This window comes from Microcystis sp. BLCC-F210 (assembly GCF_042134685.1).
Classification (GTDB): domain Bacteria; phylum Cyanobacteriota; class Cyanobacteriia; order Cyanobacteriales; family Microcystaceae; genus Microcystis; species Microcystis aeruginosa_D.
In genome coordinates this window covers 1,286,598-1,302,898 of record NZ_CP169647.1, presented here as the reverse complement: position 1 = coordinate 1,302,898, position 16,301 = coordinate 1,286,598, and the positions used below count along the sequence as shown (strand labels likewise).

Below are 16,301 nucleotides of genomic sequence, written 5' to 3'. Positions count from 1 at the left end.
TTGATCGATCATATTGTAAGTTAAACTTATCACACAGAACCGAGAAGAGCCAACAACCTTTGATCCTAGCCCATCGATCGAAAAACTACTATGGGATGCACTGGTAGAAACAAGGTGAACAGTCAAAGAACTTAACGGCCTATGATTAAAGAGACGAGGAATCAGAACCCGAAAAAAATCCTCGCTCCGCCATTGCCTTGATTCTCCCTGATAATTATGGGACTTTTTGCCCTTCACCAAAACCTCCGTCAGTGGTTTAAATCTCAACACTTCGGACGTAGCGCCACCGATAGTCGTTATGCTTTACTGGTTGCCTGTTTAATCGGAATTCTCTCCGCCCTTGCCGCTATTATCCTGAAATTGGGCATCGGTTGGTTAGGTGGTTGGCGGGTGCATCTAGTAGCCAATTCCTCTCCTTTCCTAGTTTTGCCCCTCGGTGGTTTTCTGCTTGGTTACGGCGCCGGCTGGATTGTGGAACACTTCTCCCCCGCAGCCGCCGGGGGTGGTATTCCCCAAGTAAAAGCGGCCTTAGCCAAATATCCTTTGCCCCTGTCTTGGCGCGTCGCCCTAGTAAAAATGATCGGGGCGATCCTGATCCTTGGCGGTGGTTTAACCCTTGGTCGTCGGGCCCCCACGGTACACATCGGAGCAGCCCTAGCGGCCCAATTAAGCGTCTGGCTGCCCACCAGTCCCGATCACCGTCGTCAGATGATCGCAGCTGGGGCAGCCGCCGGGTTAGCGGCCGGTTTTACTACTCCCATCGCCGGGGTCCTCTTTGTGATCGAGGAATTAATGCGCGATGTTTCTAGTCTGACCCTAGAAACGGCGATTGTGGCTTCCTTTACAGGGGCGGTGGTTTCGATGATGTTGCAGAATACCCCCTCGATCATCACTGAATATGCCAATATTAGCTTCTCTGCCCAAGAAATACCCATTTATTGCCTTTTGGGGGTTTTAGCGGGCTTATTGGGGTCTTTATTCAATCAAGGCATCCTTTTTTGTAGTCAGCTGCAGCGGCGTTGGCGGTTATCTTTAGCTTGGCGCATCGGTCTGGTCAGTTGCTTATCGGGAACGGTAGTGGCTTTTTTACCCGACTTTTTTCGAGATAATACGGGTTTACGGGAATTTTTGCTGGCAGGGGAATTAAACTGGCAGAATACCGCCCTCGCTTTTGTGGTCTATTTTTTCCTGACGATGATCTCCTATAGTTCCGGCGCTCCGGGAGGGCTGCTCGCCCCCGCTTTGGTGTTGGGATCCTGTTTGGGGTTTCTGGTGGGGGGAATCGAGACGAAAATTATGGGTTTCGGCAGCGAACCTAGTTATGCTTTAGCCGGTATGGGGGCCTTTTTTACGGGAGTAGTCAGGGTTCCGGTAACGGCGATCGTAATTGTCTTTGAACTGCATCACAATTTTAATGTTGTGCTGCCCCTGATGTTGACCTGTGCCGTTTCTTATATCACTGCTGAAAGCATTCTACCCGGTTCTCTCTATCAGCATTTACTTTCCGCTAGTGGTATTATTCTCAACGAGGAAACCCCTGCTAATGATGTGCTGGCCCATCTGTCAGCTATGGATGTGATGCAATCCCAGGTGGAAATTCTGCCGGCAGATTTACCCCTAGGGGAAGTGGTGAAAATTATGTCCCGTTCCCATCATCGCGGTTTTCCCGTGGTGGAACAGGGGCGACTATTGGGGATTTTTACCCAAAGTGATCTGGATAAATGGCGATCAAAAAACAGTCAAACCGTCCTGCGGGAGATCATGACTCCCAATCCGATTACTGTGGCCCCCCAGGCAGCTTTAAGCGATGTTTTATTTCTGTTAAATCGTTATCAGCTTTCCCGTTTACCCGTTACCGATGGTCAAAAACTGGTGGGGATCATCACCCGCACCGATATTATCCGGGTGGAAGCTGATCAATTGGGGGGGGTTTGTCAACTGCCTCAACCCACTACCCCTTCCTATGTGGTTTATCAAACTCGTTCCCCGGCCGTGGGAATAGGCCGGATTTTGTTACCGATTGCTAATCCCGATACCGCTACCGCTTTGTTTAAAATTGCCGCTGCTGTCGCCCGTGAACGCAATTATGAGATAGATTGTCTCTATGTGATTACTGTACCTCGTCTTAGTTCTCCGGCGGAAGTCCGGGTAGATACGCGCGAAGGACGCAAATTACTTCATCGCCTGGAAAGATTAGCCCGACAGCAGAATATCTCTGTTCATACACAAATTTCCGTTGCTCAGGATATTGCCGACGGGATTTTGGCCACGATTCGCGAACGACACAGCAATTTATTAATTATGGGTTGGACGGGGGAAAGATCCACCACTGGGGCGATTTTTGGGGTTTTAGTCGATACTTTGATTGCTCAGGCCCCCTGTGAAACTATCTTGGTAAAATTGGGGACAAAGGATTGTTTTCCCAACGATCCTCATCGGGAAAGGATGTGGCTGATTCCCACCGCTGGTGGTCCGAATGCCCAACGCGCCTTAGCATTATTGCCTAGTTTGCTGTCTTTGTCCGAGTCTTCGGATTATCCCAAACTTTGGTTATGTAAAATCTATTCTCCGACGGAGTTACTGCCAGATCTGTCTATTTTGGAAGTTTTACAAGCATCTTTACAGAAAGCGATCGCACAGCCGATTGTGCCTTTACCGATTCCTTCGGCCTCTCCGGCCGAGGCAATAATTAATCTGGTAGAATCGGAGGATTGTTCCTTGGTGCTTTTGGGTGCATCTAGGGAAAGTTTGCTCAATCAGTTATTAAATGGCAATATCCCCTCGACGATTGCCCGTGCGGTTAATTGCACTGTGATTCTCGTGCGAGGGGAATTATCAGATTAGTTGATTAGCTAGGCGGAAGCTAAACTTAAACCGAAGGGTACGGTATTGTCAATTTTCGCCCCTTGACTTTCCTCTAGGGAATGGGGATAAAATATTTCCCTGTCTAATTGACCATCGGAGTCATCGTCATCCCCATCGCTGATATAAAGGCGTTCACAGGGGATATTATCGGAAAGGATGGCGCTGGCCATCATACCCGTATGAATCTCTAAGAAAGCATCCGCTAGGGTCTCAAATACTAAACGCTGCCCGGGGAAAACCACCCTTTCAAAATACCAGTTAGCAATATTGGTGATGCGAACAATTTGAATATGACTGGTCGCATTGACATAGCAACAAAGAATACTATTTTTCTTGCCGTTGGGGAGGGGATCGAGAATCTGTGCCATAGCAATTGAGGTGATCTTAAAGTGGGTTTGTCATCGCTCCTTCACCGTAACATCCTTTGATCCCCGATAGTTGTAAAGATGATTACATTACTCTGATAAAAATCTACTGATCGCTTTTTCTGGTGATAGAAAGCGGTTTTTATTAAAAAATCATTAAATTTAACTAATGCTTAGTTGTGGCTATTTGTCAAGGGGGGAACTACGTTTTTTTGCTGTTTTTCTTGATTTTTTGCTAGGCTACTTATCACTCAATTTTGTTAACGGTTTCAGGATTATAGAAATTGAGGTAATTTTTGTCAAGTTTGATACCGCTTGCTCATGATCCCCTTTCTGGTTGACCAAAAAGGGTTAAGGTGTAGGGTTTTAGCGATTTTCATCTGGTCAATTACCTAATTTTCAGGGAAAAAGTCCCTAAATTTTCCCCTACTAGCCACTCCTAATCCCTAACTCCTAACTTTTGATTGCTCAGAAATAGTCGTAATTTCAATAAACTGAGAGTTTGACCGAGATTGAGGGGAAGGAGAGAAATGCCTTCTAACCGCGATTGTAACCAACCATCGCCCCAATACCATTCGTGATAGCCATCGATACCTTGACTCAAAAGTAAGCGTAAACACTGGTCATTGGCCAATAAAACCTGATGTTGTACGGGAATTAAACCTAACCAAGAGGTAAAAGTCAAGCCTTCCTCTAATTTATCGGGTAGATTAGGCGAGAGCATTTGCGGCCACAGCCATTGACGGAGATGATCAGTTTGGAGCAAACTATCCCGGATAGCCTGTTCACTGGCCGAGATTTCGATACGCAGCTGACTTTGTTGAAAATTGCCGAACATATTGTTGTCTGATAATTTTTGTTAAGTTAGTTAAAGAATAACTAAAAATCGGGACAGCGTTTTCCAAGGATAACAGTAAGTAGTATGGCAGATAAATTAATCCGCGCCACGGCCGCCGATGGCGGAATTAGAGTAGTAGGAGTGATTACCACCCGTTTAACCGAAGAAGCCCGCCAAAGACATAAATTATCTAACGTAGGCACTGCCGCTCTCGGTCGCACGATGGCATCGGCTTTACTCTTGGCTTCCAGTTTAAAAAAACCCGGTTCTAGGGTCAATATTCGCATTAAAGGCGACGGTCCCCTAGGTGGTGTTTTAGTTGATGCTGGACTCGATGGCACGGTGCGGGGTTATGTGGACTATCCCCAGGTGGAATTACTCCCCAATGCTAAGGGTAAATTAGATGTGGGTCGCGCCGTGGGTAACAAAGGTTATGTGCGAGTCTTACGGGAAGAAAAAGGTGAGGAGAGAAATGAACTTCAGGAAAGCATCGTCGAGATAGTTTCTGGGGAAGTGGGGGAAGATATCGCCTACTATCTAGACCAGTCCGAACAAATTCCCTCCGCTTTGCAAGTGGGGGTTTTTGTCGGTACAACCACAGGAGTAACGGCCGCTGGGGGAATTTTATTACAAGTTCTCTCGAAAGAGGCCGCCAGGGATGAGGTCTTAGTGGCTCGTTTAGAGTCGAGATTGCGAAAATTAACGGGATTTACGCCTCTTTTACGAGCAGGAAAAAGTCTAGAAGATATTTTTCAGGAACTTCTCGGAGATATGGGTCTAGAAATTTTTCCGGCTGTGCAGCTGCTGCGTTTTGATTGTGATTGTTCTTTTGAACGGGCCCTAGGAGCTTTAAAATTTCTCGGGGTCGATGAATTAAAAGACATTATTGAAAAGGATAAACAAGCGGAAGCCATCTGTGAGTTTTGCCAGGAAGTGTATAGTGCCAACGAGACGCAATTAATTGAATTAGTCGAGTCTCTACAAGCTGAATCTTGCTGAGAAGTTGGGTAATAAGCGCCATTAGGGTAAAATCTATCTAAAATATCTGTCAGGGAGTCGTGAATGTCTAAAGGAAAAGAATTAACCGAAAATCTAGTCAAACGAGAATCGATTGACTCCCTGACTCGTTGGCCAGAGAAAACTAAGTCTTTTCTTTTTCTCTTTTGGTCCCGATACCAGCATCGTTTCACTTGGAAAGTTTGGGCGGCTTTATTTGTGGTCGTTTTTGGCGGTGTTGGTTTTCTAGCCACTTGGCAGTTATTAAATATGCAGAAGTCGCCCAATTGTCCCAAAATCTTCTGGCCTGTTGCTTCTGCTTCCCTGCGTCTCTACTGCGCTCAACTTTCCGCCGATAGTCGCACCGTGGAAGGACTACTCGCGGCAATTGCCCTGGTGGAAGCTTTACCCGAAGACCATCCCTTGCGATCGCAAGTTAATCAACAGGTGGAAGAATGGGCGCGAGATATCCTGAATTTGGCGGAAAAAGACTATCAAGCCGGAAATTTGGAGCAAGCGATCGCTAAAGCTCGTCAAATCCCCAATAATATGGCAGTAGCGGCAATTATTGAAGAAAGAATCGCTAAGTGGCAAGGAACTTGGACGCAAGGCAACGATATCTTAAGCAAACTAGAGGAAAATCTCCGCGCTTCCAACTGGAATCAATCTTTCCGTCTAGCAGTGGATTTATTGAACTTAAATAACGAATATTGGGCAACGGTTAAATATAATGAAGCGCTCGCTAAAATTACCGTCGCCCGGGAAGATAGCAGTAAATTAGATAATGCCTTTAATCTCTTTACGCGAGGCGGTCTCGACAATTGGTTGAAAGTCATCGAAGAAGCTAGAAAAATTCAAGCCAGCAGTTATGCCTATCAGGAGGCACAAAAATTAATCGGGAAAACCGAGGATAAACTAAAAGAATACGCCGAAAGATTAATTGAGCAGAAGCAATGGCAAGCTCTCCGGGATTTGGCCAACGAAAGTCCCAAAGACCTCAAAATTAAACAAGATGTCACCGATTGGTCTGTCTTGTCCGAAGCGGCCTTAGATGCGGAAACTGGCACGGTGGACGGATTAGAAGCTGGCATACTGGGACTAGAACAAATCGACGCTTCTCGACCCCTCCATCAAACGGCCCTAGCTATGAGGGAGCGCTGGCAGTTACAGGTACAGGATCTAAAAATCTTGTCTGAGGCTAGAGATTTAGCACAAGCAGGTACAATCGAGCAGTATAGCGCCGCTATCGCAAAAGCGGGCGAGGTTCCCCGGAATAATCCCCTCTGGTCGCAAGCACAACAGGAAATTGGCTCTTGGAATCGTCAAATACAAGTCATAGAAGACCGGCCGATTTTAGAACAGGCCCGGGAAATCGCTATCCCCGGCGATATTAATTCCCTCAGTAGTGCTATTATTCAGGCGCGGGCTATTGGTAAAAATCGGACCTTATACCGAGATGCTCAACGGGAAATTGGCGACTGGCAAGTACGGATTGAACGCCTGGAGGATCAACCGATTTTAGATCAGGCTCAAGCTTTGGCTAATCTCAAAGACTATAGCACAGCGATCGGAACTGCCAATCAAATTCCCCCCGGTCGCGCTCTTTCTGCGGAAGTTTCCCAAAATATCCGTCGTTGGCGCCGAGAGTTGCGGGCCCTTCAAAATCTCCAACAGGCTAATCAATTAGCGGCGATAGGAACCGCAGAAGGTTTAACCCGGGCGATTGCTTTAGTTACCAATATTTCCACTAAAACCGATGCGGGTGTGCAACGGACTGAATTGCTGGAACGTTGGAGTTATCAACTTTTGTCCTTAGCCACGGATCAAGCTAATAATGGTCGTTATCTGGAAGCCATTCGCCTTGCTGAATCCGTATCCCCAGAGAGTACTGCTTATAGTTCGGCTCGCTCTCAAATGCAAGGCTGGCGTAATATTCTCCAACCTCCGGCCCCACCGCCAATAGTTGAATCTACTCCCCCTTCCCCAGACAATAATCAGTTTTAGATGCGGTTTTTGCCATGGATTACCCCTAAAAAAAGTCCCTCATCCCCAGGGTCTGTTGAGTTAAAATTGACGGCTCTAAGGGGTTTCTCATTAAAGATGCAGAAATATCTGTATTACACCAAATCCGGTTATTAAAGACTGATTATCTATTCCTCCTCTTGTCCGCTGCCTATCCTGATGATATTTAGGGTTCGCTGAAAAAGTTTGTTGGTGGGGTTAGGCTTCGGCGTGAGCTTTTGTCGAACGTTGAGCTCACGGCCGAAGCCTCTTGCCTTTTGCCTCTCCTCATAACTAGCCTGTACTCAACGGATTTAGTATAACATCGGATTTTAACAGGTCAAAAGCCTTATTTTAAAAGGGTTTTACCATTATTTAGCAAGCCCTATTTACGAGAATATTTTGCGAAGATATGAACAAATTATTCTTTGCTTGTGGGATTTTATCAATTCTCATGACCAAGTTTTTTTTAATCAGAAACAGTGAAGTTGTTGGTCATCGAAGAGATTCCTTGCTCTATACGTTAATGGCAGATCAGAATATTTGGTTTCCTACCGCCAATTCAGACTTGAATTGGCCCAACACTGGCAACTCCTGTAATTCCAGTCATCTCCTCACTACTATTGGCATCGAGGAAACGCTCCAAATCATCAAAAGTGGTTCCGTAGGTAATGGTGCTATCATCGTATCCTTTTAGACTGACGGTATATTGCTCAAAAGCTTGGTGGAGATAGGGTAAACCGATGAGATAACTGTAGGTAGTTGCTCCGATGGCCAAATCCCTACCTATTTCTTTAGTAGCCGACTCTAAACGAAAAGCGGCGTTGACCGTATCACCAATCGCCGTATAATCTGGATGTTCATCACTACCAGTATTACCCACCATGGCATAACCAGTATTCACTGCGGCACCGATGCCTAATTTAAAGGGTAAGGGATATTGTTGGTTCAGGCTGCGAGTCATGTTCTGTATTTGCGTGATTGCTTGAAAAATTTGTAAGATATCGTCTCGATTGACTTCCTGTTGGCCGTGAAACCAGATGGCCATGATTGCATCACCAATATATTTATCGACCCAACTGCCAGAACTGCGGATGATACTCCCAGCATGGCGAAACCAACTGCCAATTAGGGAAGAAAGCACTTTTTCGTCTAATTGTCTCGTTAAAGCCGTAAAATTTCGCATATCCACCACCATCACCGATGTTAAGCGCCGTTCATGGACGGCCGAGGTGAGGGTATCCCATTCTAAATTGCACAGTTGCTTGTCCACATTAGTGCCAGTGGGACGATAGAACTGCACTTCGGTTTTGCCAAAGGTGATCTGATCTGTGTTATGTATAGTCACGGGAACACCTACCCTTCTGCCATTAACAAAAGTTCCATTGAGACTACCGAGATCGATCAGATAAAAATCTCCTGTTTCCGTGGATTGTAAAATAGCGTGATTACGAGAGATGCAGTGATCCTTAATCACGATATCGTTATCTTTGCTCCGTCCGATTGTCCAGTAAGATCTCCCTACGAGAGGGAAAAAACGCTGTCCCTTTTCGCTATGGAGTAATAAATAGGGATTTTGTCTTAGATAGTATATCCACGGGTGCATAAGCGGTAATAGACAGGCGGTGCTAATTGTATAGATTATTCTATTTTCTAGATAGTTTATCTCAAATGTTAGGATGAAAACGTTCGGTGGTTCGGCTGAGCGTTCGTGTTAGTGAGCCTGTCGAACTACTGAGCGTTCGTGTTAGTGAGCCTGTCGAACTACTGAGCTCACGCCGAAGTCTCACGCCGAAGTCTCACTGTCGAAGTCTGAGCGTTCGTGTTAGTGAGCTTGTCGAACTACTGAACTCACGCCGAAGTCTTACGCCGAAGTCTCACCGTCGAAGCCCTAACCGATATAAGTACCTAGGCAAAATTAATTACACATATCTAACCCCGCTCTTGCCTCTTGCCTCTTGCCTCTTGCCTATCTTCACTAGGAAATTAATTTTGCACGACTACTTAATGGTATAGGGAGGCACGATACTTTGACAAAGCTCGGTGGCCACTTTTCGACAATGAAATGATTAGAATATTTTGGTTTTAAATAGGGCTTGCTGAATAATGGTAAAACCCTCAATAAGCTTTCCATTTTTTAGGTAGGAGAATTGTCAGATTTTTTGTTTTGCATGAGTGCCTGTTGCTTTCAGAAGCTGATAACTGATAACTGATAACTGATTATCGCCCCACTTCAGCGAAAATATCGGCTAAAATCTCTCCAGCACCAGCCTCGCGCACTTTATGGGCTAAATCTTGCCCTAGGACTTCCGCATGGCTAGGATCACCGCTGACCGAGTCTTTAATCAGGCGCTGACCGTCGAGACTAGCCACCATACCCGTTAAAGTTAGGATACCATCCTCGATCGCCGTATTGACTCCGATCGGAACTTGACAGCCTCCCTCCAACTCCCGTAAAAAAGCTCGTTCAGCATAGCATCTATCGCGGCTAGGGGCGTGTTCCAACACTTTTAGGACTTCCAAAACCTCTGGGTCATCATCGCGGCATTCTATCCCTAAAGCCCCCTGTCCCACCGCATGGAGAGAAATTGCTGCTGGGATAACCTGATGAACTCGATCGCTTAATCCTAACCTTTCTAATCCTGCTACGGCCAGAATAATCGCGTCGTATTCTTCTGCGTCCAGTTTTGCCAGACGGGTGTTAACATTGCCGCGCACATCTTTAAAAGTCAGATGGGGATAATGGTAACGTAACTGGGCTAATCGACGCAGGGAAGAAGTCCCCACCACTGCACCTTCCGGTAAATTGTCTAATTGATAGTCTTGATTTTTGCTATTTACCACCAAAGCATCGGCCGGATTAACTCTTTCGGTGACGCAACCCAGGGTTAAACCTTCGGGCAAATTAGTGGGCAAATCCTTGAGAGAATGGACGGCAAGATCGATCGATCTATTCAACATTCCCACTTCTAATTCTTTGGTAAATAAACCCTTATCACCGATTTTCGCCAGGGCCACATCGAGAATTATATCGCCTTGGGTACTCATCGTCTCCACCTCAAACTGTCGATGGGGATGGTGTTTACTCAATTCTGATTGTACCCAATAAGTTTGTACTAGGGCTAACTGACTTTTGCGCGAACCGATACGCAGGGAACGAGGAGGACTAGAAACGGACATATCTGAAGTTAGGAATTTAACTAAACATCTATCTGACTGCTCGATCTAGACTATCCTGATCTCACCCCTGTTGAGTAATCACTTTCTAGGTTAGGGCTAAATAGTTACATCTCTTAATATTTTTAGGTAAATGGGGTGATGGGGTTTTCGGGAAGGGGTCAAAGTTTAAAGGTCAGTGGTTGGGTCTGCGTCGGAGAAGTTCACCGCTTTAGCTTGATTAAGTTAAGTGGTTTCAATTGATGGCTCTCTTGGATTTGGTGGGTAAAATGTATTCTAAGATACAGTCCTGCTGGCGAGGAAGTGAAAGGAACCACAGAGACACAGAGGACACAAAGATCGATCGAGCATATGTAAGTTAAACTTATCACACAGAACCTAGAAGAGCCACTATTCTTGCTCAAGAAGTCAGCGATCCTAATTATCAAAAACTGGTGCAGTACGCTCAAAATCAACACCTCGATCGCTTACCGATGGCTGATATAATTCAGAATATCGCCCCTCAATTTTTAGGAGCAAAATATCAAGCAGGATTAATCGATCGCTCGGCAACAGAAAAATTATTTATCTCTTTAAAAGAGTTTGATTGTGTCCTTTTTCTGGAAACAGTTCTCGCTTTGAGTCACAATTTTGCTTTAAAAAATTATCACTATTCTGCTTTTAGTCAGCAGGTTTTCAATCAGCGTTATCGCCACGGTATTCTCGACGGTTATTGTAGTCGTCTGCATTACTTTTCCGATTGGATTAATGACAACCAAAAACGAGGTAATGTAGAAAATATAATTCAAAAGTTAGGTGGAATTACTCTTGACAAAAAGCTCAGTTTTATGAGTAAAAATCGCCCTCTATATCCCCAGTTAAAACCTCAAAGTAATTACGATTGTATTCAACAGGTAGAACGGCAATTAGAAAGCTTATCCTTAACCTATATTCCCACTGCTAAGATTAAAGATATTTATCCACAACTACAAGCTGGAGATATTATCGGTGTTGTGACTAATATCGCTGGTTTAGATACCACCCATACCGGTCTAGTTTATCGCTTTCCCGATGGCAAAATTAGCTTAATTCATGCCTCTCCTGCTGGTCAAGTTACCATTGCTAAAGACCTACAAAAATATATCAGTAAAGTGGACAAAGCCATCGGTATTTTTCTTGTTCGTCCCCTTGATCCAAGAAATAATTAACTCTGAATTGCTTTAGCTAGTTGAACGTGAAGTTTATGACTGGCTTTAAAAGCCATATAATGAGCAGTGGGAATGGTTCCCAGTAAACTTAAATCACCAATTAAGTCTAATAATTTATGTCTTGCTGGCTCATTTTCAAAGCGTAAAGGAGGATTTAACCATTGATTTTGATCGCAGATCAAAGCATTTTCTAAACTGCCTCCTTTAATTAAACCAGCCTTTTGCAGATACTCAATTTGATCAGCAAAACCGAAAGTCCGGGCAGCTGCGATCGCATCTCGAAAACTTTCTTGCTCAGGACTCCAACTATACCATTGATTACCGATCGGTTTATAGGTAAAATCGATGCCGTAGGTAAAACGTAATTCAGGGGAAGGAATCGCCGCTACAAAAGCATCTCCTTCGTACAACCAAATCGGTTGAGAAATAGTTAAATCTGATGGAGAAAAAGAGTTATTTAAACCGGCATTTTCGATCGCTGCCACCCAGATTTTAGCCGAACCGTCAAGGAGGGGAATTTCCGCACCATCCACCTCAATGCGAGCATCCTCTACCCCCAAAGCGGTTAGGGCTGCTAATAAATGCTCAACAGTTCTAACCTTTGCTTCTCCTTGTCCCAATTCCGTTGATAAAGTCGTTTGGTAAACCGAAGAAACTAGAGCAGGAATAATCGGTTGATTGGCTAAATCTCTACGGACAAAATAACGTCCTTCTCCCGGATTGGCCCCACAGACGCGCACCTGGGTTATTTCCCCCGAATGTAGGCCAATTCCCGATAATTCAAATTGTTTAGAGATAGTAGAAACCATAATTATCAAGTAATAAAGCTTTTATCAGTGAACAGCAAAAATAACTAAGGGACTTGCGCTTTGATAATGTACCATCTGGCTGGTCTGGTTCTTCTACAGAGCAATTTTCTGGCTGGGATATTATTCCTACGCAAGTCCCTAAATTTATCGATAACTGGTAACTGGTAACTGGTAACTGGTAACTGGTAACTGGTAACTGGTAACTGATAACTGGTAACTGGTAACTGGTAACTGGTAACTGATAACTGGTAACTGGTAACTGGTAACTGGTAACTGGTAACTGATTAGAATCGTTCCCCGATACCGAAATGGATACGAGAACTACCATCGACATTAAAACCGTAGTCAACCCGAATTTGGCCGACGGGAGATTGTACCCGAACACCTAAACCGTAACCGAGACCAGTACCGGGTAAATCCCGGACAATACCGGGTTGACCGGGGACATCACCTTGGGAACCAATAGTAGTGCCGAAATCGACAAATAATGCCCCTCCGATAATTGCCACAATGGGAAAACGATATTCGGCCGTCGCTTGGAAATAACTGCGACCGCTACCCACTTCTCCCTCGGCGTAACCCCGTACAGAGTTACTACCCCCCACAATAAAAGCATCGTAGGGGGGTAAATCGCCTAATACTGTCCCTGCTTGCACATTAAAAGCGAGGGATTGCTGACCTTTAAAAATATCGGTTTCAAAGAGATTAAAGGAATTAATAAAGCGAACGGGGATAAAGTAACTGTAACTACCCCGAACACGAGTGCCGAAAATACTGCCAGAACCGACGGGGATAGTTTGTTCCAAACCTAGACGCAGGAAAGAACCACTGGTGGGTTGCAGGGGATTGTCGCGAAAATCTTGAATAGCGCCAATATTGAGGGAAAGTAGATCATCAGTCCCAGAGGAACTAAAAGACAGTTGTTGACTGCTAAAACCATTGAGAGGTGCAGACAAGGGGGAGATGTCACCATTGGCATTCTGCACCTGTACCTGTTGATAGTTAAAACCTAGGGAAACCACCCATTTTGGTTTTGTAAACACATCAGGGGCCAAAGGACGGACAAAAGTAATACCGCCACCCGTGCGGACGATACGGGGACTATCATTATCGTTAAGAGTCCGAATTGAGGAATCTTCCCCATCATAAACTAGAGAAATCGACTGTCGCCGGAAAACATTGACCGTGTAGGAGGTGCGGAAATTATCCGTGGCAATCCAAGGATCAGAAAAACTCAGATCGAATAAAAATTCCCGTTCCCCTAACTGAACTTCCGCCCCCAAAGTTTGGTTATTACCGCCAAAATTGCGCTGTTGATAGCTGACAGTGCCGAATAGTCCCGCATTCGAGCTAATACCACCCCCAGCGGCCACGGAACCGGTATTACCTTCCACCACATCGACGTTAACAATCACCTCCCTTGGGTCGCTGCCGGGGGAAAAAGACAGACGCACATCCTCGAATAAACCGAGACCGAAAACACGCTGTAAATCCTGTTGGGCGGTATTGCGGTTGAAAATATCCCCCGCTTTTAGGCGCATTTCCCTAGTAATGATAAATTCTCTGGTTTTACCCTTGACTGGTTCCTGTTCGACATTAAAATAACGTACTTGAATTTTTTCGATTAAACCTTCGGAAATGACCAAAATCACCCGACCATCGGGAGTGACTTGCGGGGACCCGATCACCTGGGCCAGATCATAGCCGTTTTTGCTGTACCAGTCATTGATTTTTTTTACCCCCGCCTGTAGTTCCCGTAAATTCAGGGTTTTGCCGTATTGACTAGCGAAAATTTCCTCGACCACCCCGGCCGGTAAAATCGATTTGTCCACGGTTTCCGGGGCAATTTGAATCTGTACGCCCTGAAAAACGGGGTTAGGTTGCACCTCAAAGGTGACTCGCACCCCTAGGGGTGTATCTTGGGGAACTGCCCGCACATCGGCAAAAAAGCCCGTAGCAAAAACGGCGTTAATATCTTCTTGTAGTTGCGATCGAGTCGTGCTGCGTCCAGGTCGGGTGCGAATGGTGTTATAAACTAGATTTTCTAATTCTCGATTAGCCCCTTGTACTACCACTTCAGCCACCAAAACTCGCGACTCCTCCGCCGGTGCCGGTGGAGCTGCGGTGGCGGGTTCTGTAGGGATTGGGGTTTCCGTCGGGGTTTCCGTCGGTGCTGCCGCGGGTGGCGTAGTTTCTGCCGTCGCAGGAGGAGACTGTACTAGCTGCTCGACGCGGGGAAAAACCGTTTCTTGCGGTTCTTCTTGGGCCATTACAGTCCCGTGAAATAATCCGAAAATAGCCAGCAGCAGGGCCAGCGAGGAGTATCGCCTCGAAAAGTTGAGATTTTTAAGCACTTCCACACACCCGTTAACACCATTATGGTTTTGTTTGTTTTCTCTGCCAGAGAAATTTAACGAACGTTAAAACTCTAGCAGATTGCTTACTCTCAGTAAATCCCAGCTTGACCGGTGACTGAAGAGACACTGCATCAGGTCTGATATTGGTCAGCCCTCAGCATTAAGTTTTTATCTTGCCATATCTTAGCTTTTTCTGGTTTGGCTCCCACTTTTTTACGCCGGGGCAGATGTCAACGTCTCGTTTGTAATAACTGTACCAGTTGCGACACCTGTTGGCGATTGAACATTTGCAGCAGGGTACTAGCTACTAATTCCGGTTCTAGGGTGATCAAGATTTGTGGTAATTTGGCGGAGGCTAATAGCTGCAATTCTTGACTGACGGTGATTTCTTCGCTGCGACCCCATTCTAATAAATCACTAGCTTGTTTTAATTCTTTAATAATAACTGGGGCGAGAGTGCGGTAGGAATGTTTGGGGTTGGCTAGGGCTGATTGGGCATTTTTAACTAAATATTGCCATTGTTGCTGTTCTGAAGCCAATTTAGACAGAGATGAAATTAATTTTTGTAATTGCTGACGGGAAGCGCTGGTTTCTTCCTGTTTGAACAGTTGTAACATCTGTTTGAGTATATCTCTGACGCGGATGGAGATAGAGGAGGTTGCCGCAACAGCTGGGGTAGATTTTTTTTGGTCGAGAAGATAGTTAAGATGGGCTTGTAATTCGGCAAAAGTCGGTTCACCCTTTTTAACGATAACGTTAGCCTCCTCGGCCTGTAAACCCACGGGAGCCCGTAGCTTATTGATCAATGTCTGCAGCAGATCATAACCCTTGAGGAACAAAGATTCTAATTTTTGATCGACTTCTACAGGATTTTCTTTCAGTATTTTGAAAGCATCCTCAAGACGGTGAGCAGTGTTTTGGATACTACTATAACCTAACATGGCCGCTCCCCCCTTGACGGAATGGGCGGCACGAAACACCTCGTTCATCTGTTCAGTGTTGTTGACGAGATTGCCTAAGTCTAAAATCCCCTGTTCCAAAGTTTCTAGGTGTTCTTCTGCTTCTTCGATGAAATAGCCGAGAATTTTCTGATTGTTAGCGGAGTCCAAAGTCCTATCCCCCTAATCACGATGCTGTCTAGTCTTAGATTGCCCAGTTTTTCAGGAAACATATCAGTTATGAGGCAATATCTTGTTGATGAAAAGCCTTAAAATGATTGTCGAAAAACACCCAGATGGTTATATTGCTTACTCTCTAGGTATTCAAGGTCAATCCTAATCAAGAAGCTTGAGAGGATGCAAAGTCACTGTCTAGTTCGCCAATAAGTCCAATTTCGGTTCTGCTCGACTTTGTGTGATCATCAGTGCTTATCATCCCTAGAAGTCTTGCTAGGCAAGGTTTTGCCGACTATATTTCCAGAAAATTATTCCTATTCTTCTTCCTTCTAGTCTAATTGCACTGAAAGATTAATTTAACCTTGATCTCTCGTCTTGCGGGGACTGATTTCTTAACCTGTTAATAAATTGATTTTTTCCCCAGTCAGGCTAGAATCAGTAGGATTAGCATCCAAGATAATCGAGGTAACTTTGGTTAATCTGGGGCAATGTAGCCTAAAAAAACGCCCAAAATAGTCAAATTTAGACTTGAGTGGCTTCTTACTAACTGTTTAATCTATTATTTAGGTATTAGACTCTATGGCTAAAGCT

General features: G+C 45.1%; 11 protein-coding genes. 4 read left to right on the top strand and 7 right to left on the bottom strand.

Going from position 1 to position 16,301, the window contains the following annotated elements:
- The first annotated feature begins 216 nt into the window (after positions 1-216).
- On the top strand, positions 217-2,844 hold the full coding sequence (locus ACE3JL_RS06195; protein ID WP_375329078.1) for a chloride channel protein: 2,628 nt from the start codon (positions 217-219) through the stop codon (positions 2,842-2,844).
- Between the two features lie 8 nt (positions 2,845-2,852).
- On the opposite strand, the gene ACE3JL_RS06190 is transcribed toward ACE3JL_RS06195, so the two are convergent.
- Both ACE3JL_RS06190 and ACE3JL_RS06185 read right to left on the bottom strand, forming a co-directional pair.
- Positions 2,853-3,233: a DUF1830 domain-containing protein gene (locus ACE3JL_RS06190; protein ID WP_271988525.1), complete on the bottom strand. Its 381-nt coding sequence runs from the start codon at positions 3,231-3,233 to the stop codon at positions 2,853-2,855.
- A gap of 436 nt (positions 3,234-3,669) precedes the next feature.
- Entirely contained in the window at positions 3,670-4,068 is a 399-nt protein-coding gene (locus tag ACE3JL_RS06185; protein ID WP_150975626.1) for a hypothetical protein, read from the bottom strand.
- An 84-nt stretch (positions 4,069-4,152) separates the two neighbouring features.
- Between ACE3JL_RS06185 and hslO the strand changes: the two genes are divergently transcribed.
- Positions 4,153-5,067, top strand: a complete 915-nt coding sequence (hslO, locus tag ACE3JL_RS06180) for an Hsp33 family molecular chaperone HslO (protein WP_375329077.1) — start codon at positions 4,153-4,155, stop codon at positions 5,065-5,067.
- Positions 5,068-5,130: 63 nt separating this feature from the next.
- A complete protein-coding gene (locus ACE3JL_RS06175) occupies positions 5,131-7,068 on the top strand; it encodes a chromosome segregation ATPase (protein ID WP_375329076.1) in 1,938 nt (645 codons plus the stop codon).
- Positions 7,069-7,627: 559 nt separating this feature from the next.
- Here the strand turns inward: ACE3JL_RS06175 and ACE3JL_RS06170 are convergent.
- On the bottom strand, positions 7,628-8,671 hold the full coding sequence (locus tag ACE3JL_RS06170) for an FHA domain-containing protein (RefSeq protein ID WP_375329075.1): 1,044 nt from the start codon (positions 8,669-8,671) through the stop codon (positions 7,628-7,630).
- Between the two features lie 614 nt (positions 8,672-9,285).
- On the bottom strand, positions 9,286-10,245 hold the full coding sequence (hemC, locus tag ACE3JL_RS06165) for a hydroxymethylbilane synthase (RefSeq protein ID WP_271988521.1): 960 nt from the start codon (positions 10,243-10,245) through the stop codon (positions 9,286-9,288).
- Positions 10,246-10,676: 431 nt separating this feature from the next.
- Between hemC and ACE3JL_RS06160 the strand changes: the two genes are divergently transcribed.
- Entirely contained in the window at positions 10,677-11,429 is a 753-nt protein-coding gene (locus ACE3JL_RS06160) for an N-acetylmuramoyl-L-alanine amidase-like domain-containing protein (RefSeq protein WP_375329074.1), read from the top strand.
- Here the strand turns inward: ACE3JL_RS06160 and lpxC are convergent.
- The 3 genes from lpxC to ACE3JL_RS06145 all read right to left on the bottom strand — a co-directional run bounded on the left by lpxC (position 11,426) and on the right by ACE3JL_RS06145 (position 15,704).
- Positions 11,426-12,238, bottom strand: a complete 813-nt coding sequence (gene lpxC / locus ACE3JL_RS06155; protein WP_375329073.1) for a UDP-3-O-acyl-N-acetylglucosamine deacetylase — start codon at positions 12,236-12,238, stop codon at positions 11,426-11,428. The genes ACE3JL_RS06160 and lpxC overlap by 4 nt on opposite strands.
- Before the next feature lie 284 nt (positions 12,239-12,522).
- On the bottom strand, positions 12,523-14,508 hold the full coding sequence (locus tag ACE3JL_RS06150; RefSeq protein ID WP_271988518.1) for a BamA/TamA family outer membrane protein: 1,986 nt from the start codon (positions 14,506-14,508) through the stop codon (positions 12,523-12,525).
- Between the two features lie 317 nt (positions 14,509-14,825).
- A complete protein-coding gene (locus ACE3JL_RS06145) occupies positions 14,826-15,704 on the bottom strand; it encodes an Hpt domain-containing protein (RefSeq protein ID WP_375329072.1) in 879 nt (292 codons plus the stop codon).
- Positions 15,705-16,301 lie beyond the last annotated feature (597 nt).